5 protein-coding genes are annotated in these 6181 nt (G+C 71.8%); 3 read left to right on the forward strand and 2 right to left on the reverse strand.

Going from position 1 to position 6181, the window contains the following annotated elements; all coding sequences use genetic code 11:
• Together AC08OP_RS18800 and AC08OP_RS18805 are read right to left on the reverse strand one after the other, a co-directional pair.
• The coding region (locus AC08OP_RS18800; RefSeq protein WP_476615391.1) for a hypothetical protein at positions 1–378 on the reverse strand (378 nt) is incomplete at its 3' end.
• Between the two features lie 232 nt (positions 379–610).
• Positions 611–1276 carry a hypothetical protein gene (locus AC08OP_RS18805; RefSeq protein ID WP_476615392.1) on the reverse strand — a complete coding sequence of 222 codons (666 nt, stop codon included), beginning with the start codon at positions 1274–1276 and terminating at the stop codon, positions 611–613.
• 422 nt (positions 1277–1698) lie between these two features.
• Here AC08OP_RS18805 and AC08OP_RS18810 point away from each other — a divergent pair, with 422 nt between their 5' ends.
• The 3 genes from AC08OP_RS18810 to AC08OP_RS18820 form a co-directional block, all read left to right on the forward strand.
• The gene (locus AC08OP_RS18810; protein ID WP_476615393.1) at positions 1699–2088 is read left to right on the forward strand and encodes a GroES family chaperonin; all 390 of its coding nucleotides are present in this window, start codon (positions 1699–1701) and stop codon (positions 2086–2088) included.
• A gap of 432 nt (positions 2089–2520) precedes the next feature.
• Entirely contained in the window at positions 2521–2820 is a 300-nt protein-coding gene (locus tag AC08OP_RS18815) for a DUF4193 family protein (RefSeq protein WP_011435374.1), read from the forward strand.
• A 151-nt stretch (positions 2821–2971) separates the two neighbouring features.
• On the forward strand, positions 2972–6181 hold a 3210-nt coding region (locus AC08OP_RS18820; protein WP_476615394.1), incomplete at its 3' end, for a winged helix-turn-helix domain-containing protein.

Here is a 6181-nt window from a genome sequence, read left to right on the forward strand (position 1 = left end):
ATCCGGGCCGGGGTGTTCCGCGCCGGGGTGTTCCGCGTCGGGAGACGCGACCGGACCCGATCGGCCGGATGCCCGTCCGGCGACCGCTCGCCCGATGCTCGCGGCCTGCTCATCCTCCTCGTCGACCGCCCGGCTGTCCGGTGCGGCGCCCGGTGACATGCCGGTGATCGCGATGATCGACGCGCAGGGCCAGAGACGGTCGCAGCTCAGGCAGAGGTCGAACTCATTCGGCTGATGAAGGTCGATGAGGGTGATCAGCGAGTGAATATGCTCGACGATCTTCGGGCCGACCAGGACCGGCCCACGGGCGATGACGTCGAGCTCCGAGCGCAGTCGCCCGTGATACTGCTCGACGTCAGCAAGGCGCGGATCCTCCATCACCGGCAGCATGCACCATAGCGGGCCAGCGGGCACGAAGGGTGTAGCCCGTTCGGGTTCACCGTCACTGCTGACTCACGTTCCGCTTCTGACCCGCGGTGCCAGATGCCGCTGATGGTTCCCTCTCCCTTACGCGCGGTGAGGATGGGAAGCGGGTTCGCCGGGACGGGCCGCATGGTCATGCCGAGCCGGAGTCCGGACGGCGTGGCCGCGTGGAGGCGCTAATCGCAGATCAGGACCGGTCCGGCCGGACCTCGTCCGTGCGGCGGACCTGCCGCATCAGACCCTCTTGAAGCCTGGCGAACTCCTCGATGTAGGGACTTTCGACCTGCCCGGAGGCACCTCCGGGCTCCTTGCCTGGCGCGGACCGGTCAAACGGCTCGAAACCCGCGAACTGCCCGCCGGCACCCGGCGGCATGCGGTCGGGCTGGCCGTCGAACGCGGGGTAGTGCCCACCCCCCGCCGCCTGGAGGCCCCGCTCGGCGGGTCCGTCGTACCCGGGTCCGTAGGAGGACGGCAGGCCGTTGCTGCTCTGCGGGACCGCACGGTCCGCGGCGTTGTCGAACGCCGGGTAGTGGGCACCGTTGGCCGAGGCTGCGCGGTCGGTGGAACCGTCGTAGGCGAACCCCGAGCCGTTGGGGCTGCCGGACCCGGGGCTGACCGAGAGCGGGGCGCCGCGCATGCTGTCGCCGGATGCGTCCGACTGCTCCGTGGAGAGGAACCCCTCGGAGGCCGGGTAGATGCGGGCCGACAGGCTGACCGACATCGGGTCACTGCCGTAGGTGATGACGTCAACCTGGTCCTCCGCGCTGATGCCGCCGCTGCGGGCGAGATCGACGAAGCGGAACAGATCGGCCCAGCGTAGCCCATCGAGGTCGACGCTGATGCGCAATGCCATGATCGTGCCCCATCCCTGAGGTTCGTTACGTGCCGACGGTTACCTGGGCGCCAACGGACGATCGAGGGGTAACCGGCTCGCCCCCTGTCAGCGCCAGCCCGGGCGGCGATGGGCGGCAGCTTATACCGTGTTGGGAGACCATTCCCCATCCGGGGAGGTTCGGCTGGCTCTGCTCCGATAAGGCGAAGTGGGGGTATCGCGTTCTCCGTCGCGTCCCGTCACCCGAGGGCATTCCCCGGCGGAACGTCGGCGGGGAATCAGGACGGCCGGGCGGGCCCTCCGGTGGGGAGGTGTGGGGTGTGTGGATGCCGGCCGGGAGGCGTGGGAAGTCCCGGCCGGCGGACGTGGTCGGTCGATCGGGCGGTCGTGAAATGCCGCCTGGGGTGTCACCGGTGATTGGAAGGCGGGTAGTGTCCGACCCTGTGAACGTTGTGTCCGGCGGTGTCAACGGGGTCGGCGCGGCTGGGGTGGGCACGCAATCGGGTGTCATGCAGTCCGGCGCGCTGCCAATCAGGCTCCTGCACGACCGCGTGCTGGTCGAGCCGCGTGAGGATTCCGTGGACCGGCGGTCGAAGGCGGGCATCGTCATCCCCCCGACCGCGCATATGGGGAAGCGCCTGTCCTGGGCGGACGTCGTCGCGGTGGGGACGGCCGTGCGGACCATCCAGGTTGGCGATCGGGTGTTGTTCGACCCCGAGGACCGGGCCGAGGTGGAGCTGCACTCGAACACCTACGTTCTGTTGCGGGAGCGGGACGTGCACGCCGTCGCGGCGGAGCGGTTGGACGATGGCCTGACAGGTCTGTATCTCTAGATCCGGCTGGTCGGCCCCCAGGCTTGCGTGGCCCTTTCCGACCATCCGATGACGGCGCGGCGTCCAGGTGGTGTACGGTGCCGCATCGATCGAGATGCGGGCGGTCCACCGGAGCCGTGATGTTTGATCATGGCTGTGGCGGGAGTGACACCGCGCCAGCCTGGTGCTGCCTGGCCTGAGGCGGTTCCGCCCCGTATCGTTCGCTCGGCTCTGGAGATCCGCGTTCCGGCCGGGACCCTTGGATGTGGTGGAGGCACCCGGAAATGCGGACACAGGGCATCGCGTCACCTCAATCCTTGGGGTCACTGCGTACTGTAACCAGCCGATGTCCTGAGGTGCCGTGTTCCATGGCTCCTCACGCTCGGCCAAACCCAAGACCGATGGGTTGGCATACCCATTGGGTGAACGATGGCAGGGAAAGGAAGGAGACGCATGGCTCGTGACTTCGACGCTCGGCGAAGCACGGATGTCGAGGAGGACGAGCTCCAGGAACAGAGCCTGGAGACGCTCAAGGCGCAGCGCGCCGGTGCGGCAGCGGACCTGGGGGACGACATGGACGCCCTCGAGGCCGAGCTGGACCTTCCGGATGCGGAGGTACGCGACGAGGAACTGTCGCTGCGGGTACTTCCCCGGCAGGCCGACGAGTTCACCTGCACCCGATGCTTCCTGGTGCAGCACCGCAGCCAGCTCGCGGACGTCCGTCACGTCGTCTGCTCGGACTGCGCGGCCTGAGGGCCGGGTCCCGGGCGGGGTGTCCCGCGACGGCGGGCGGTGCGGATCGGTTGCCCGGTTGCCCGGTTGCCCGGTCGCCCGAGTAGGCGTACCACTACCTAGCGCGAGATTGTCGCTGGGGGTGGTGCGGATGCTCGACGAACAGTCACCGATGTCCGGTTCCGTCCGGACCCGTCCCGCCGTCTTTGAGGGTCGGCGGCCCCTCCGTCCGGAGGATGCCGCTCTCCGTCCCGGGGAGGAGGATCCCGCGGACGGTCCCGAAAGCCTGCCGCTGCTCCTGAACCGGTTCGTCCCCCCGCCGACCCCGCCGGGTCATGTCGATCGACCACGGCTGCTCGACGCACTCGACGCCGCTACCGCCCTGCCCCTCACGGTGGTGCGGGCCCCGGCCGGCTCGGGCAAGACGGTGCTGGTCGCGGCCTGGGCCGCGGGCCGGCGGGGGGAGACGCCGATTGTGTGGGTGCGGGTCGATCCGGCGGTCGTCCCCGGCCCGCGTGGCGGGGAGCCGGGCCTCCCACTGTGGCCGCAGCTGCTGCACGGGCTGGGACGACACGGTCTGCTCCCGGCCGGTGAGGGCCTTGGGAGCCGGTACGGTCCCGCGGCCGACGATCTTTGTGATCGGCGTTACCGATGGCTCGCCAACATCCTCGCCGACCTCCCGGCGTCCTTCATACTGATCCTCGACGACGTGCATCTGATCACCCGGCGTTCGGACCTCGACGGCCTCGAACTGCTGATCGACGGGGCCGCGGACCGGGCCCGGATCATTCTGGTGGGCCGGACGGTGCCCGTGGCGCTGCACCGGCTGCGGGCTGCCGGGTGGGTCACCGAGATCGGCCCGACGGATCTCGCCTTCACCCGGGCGGAGGCCGCCGCCCTCCTGGGCCGGCAGGAGATCACGGGCCGGCAGGAGATCACGGCGTCGCCCGCGACGGTGAGCGGTCTCGTGCACGTCACTGAGGGCTGGGCGGCCGGGCTGCGGCTGGCGGCCGGGGCGCTCGCCGCACGGGAGCGACGACCACTGCCGGGGGCGGATGGGCGGTGGGAAGCGGCCGTCGCATCCCCGTCCGGTGGCCTCGGTGACACGGCTGGTTTGTCCGGCGCCGTGGCCGGCCATCCCGCGATCGCCGATTTCCTGCAGGCCGAGGTGATAGCCGGTAAGCCGCCGCCGGTACGCCGCTTCCTCCTGCGGACCAGTGTCCTGGAGCGCATGACCGGGCCGCTGGCGGACGCCGTCGCGGCCGAGCGGATGGATGCGGGCGTCCTGGCGGCGGATACCGGCTCGCGTGCCGCGCCGCCGCCGGACCCCGACGCCGACGCCGACGCCGACGCCGCGAGCATGGCGATGGGCCCGCCCGGCGAGTACGGCCCCGGGGACACGCCGGCACCCACGGTAGGTGCGCGGGTGAGCGGGAAGGAAGTTCTGGCGGCACTCGCGCGCGCCGACGGCTTCGTGGTTGAGCTCGACCACGACGGCGGATGGTTCCGCTTTCACCGGCTGCTTGCCGCGGTGCTGCGTTCCGCGTTGGCCGCGGACGGCGACGAGGACACCGATGAGCTCCACTTGCGAGCCGCGATCTGGTTCGCCGCGCACCGTCGGACGACGGATGCGGTACATCACGCCGCGCATGCCGGGGACTGGTGGTACGCGGCCTGCCTGCTCGTCGATGGGCCCGAGATGGTGGATGCCCTGCACGGCGGCGCCGCGGGGTTCAGCTCGATCATGACGGCGATGCCGGACTCCCCGGCCTTGTGGTCGCCGGAGTGCGCGCTGGTCGCCGCCGTGGGCCGGCTGGGCCAGGGACAGGTGGGGGCGGCCACCAGATGCCTGCAGGTGGCCCGGGGGAGCATCGCCGCGGCGGTCGTGTCCCGTCGTCGCGCGCTCGTGGTCCGAGCCGATCTCGTCGACCTGCGCCGGGCGGAGCTCGCCGGGGCGTGCGAGGAGATGCTGAGTATCACCCGCCGGTTGCTACGGTCCCCGGGCAGGCCGGGCGCCGTGCCACAGCCGGTTGGTCCGGCGGTTGCCGGCGTGACGGGGCGGGCGGAGGCCGCGGGGAAGGTCCGGCCACGACCGCCCGTCGGCGTGCGGCCGCCGGGAGATCCTCGGTTCCTGCCCGCCGGTCCTGCTGGTCCTGCCGGTCCCATCGGGGCCATCGGGGGCGCCGAAGGTCCCGGACTGGAGCCGTCCGGTGTTCGACATGATCACGTTGGGGAAGGCGCGGCCCGCCCCGGCTCCGTCGTCGGTGGGGCCCAGCCGGACCGCCCGGCCGGGATCGTCGCGCGATCGACCAGCGGTGGCGGGGGCGTGGGTGGTCCCGACGGGATCGTGGCGGCTGTGGCTTGGTGTGCGCGCGGGCGGGCGGAGCTTTGGCTCGGCCGTCCCGATCTGGCGCTGGAGGCGTTGCGGGAGGCGATGGCGGCGGCCCGGGATGGCGGTCTGCGGACGGTCGAGGCATCGGCGTCCGGGGCGATGGCTCTCGCCTACGTGCTGCGAGGTCGATTGCGGCAGGCCGAGTCCAGCGCGGCAGTGGCGGTCGCCACCGCCGCTATGATCACTGCCAGCCCGGTCGATCCCACGGCCGTCCCCGCATCCTCGGATGGTCTGACCGACATGCCGGCCGGCCTGGTCGAGGCGCATCTCGCCCATGCGATGGTGGCGGCCGCCCGGGTCGACGACGTGCGCGTCACGCACCATCTCGACCTCGCGCGGATGGCCTTCACCCCGGCGCATCCTCCATACCTGCTCGATCTGATCGTCGTGCTGGAGGCGAGGGCACGATGCCGGCGTGGGGAGGCGGACGATGTGCGGGCTGCCCGCCGTCTCCTGGCGTCGCGAGGACGGCCGGCCGGACCGCCGCTGTGCCTGTCGCTGTGGCGCGCCGCCGAGACCGACCTGCTGATCGCCGTCGGGAACGCCCAGGCTGCCCGGCAGCTGCTGGGACAGCTGGCCGACACCCGCCGGCCGGACCATGCTCTCGCGCTCGCGGCGGCCCGGGCGAACCTCGCGTGCGCTGATCTAGAGGGAGCGGAGCACGCGGTGGCGGCTCTGCTGCGGGCGGATGGCGGCGGAGGCGGTTCGGTGGTGTCGGCATGTGTGGTGGCAGCGGTGGCGGCCGCGCGGCGTGACGACCACGGGCGTGCCACCGACCTGCTGGCGCGTGCCCTCGCGCTCGCCGAGGACGAGGGACTCGCTGGCCCGTTCCTCGAATTCGGTGGCGAACCATTGGCGATCTTGGATGCCCATCCCGGTCTCTCCGCCGCACATCCGTTCTTCGTGTCGACTCTGCGGGCCCTGGCCACGATGGCGTCCGCCGCCGCGGTGAATCCGCGGACGCCGACCGACGGCGGACCGGTCATGGCC

Source organism: Frankia sp. CeRuru1, from assembly GCF_977966315.1.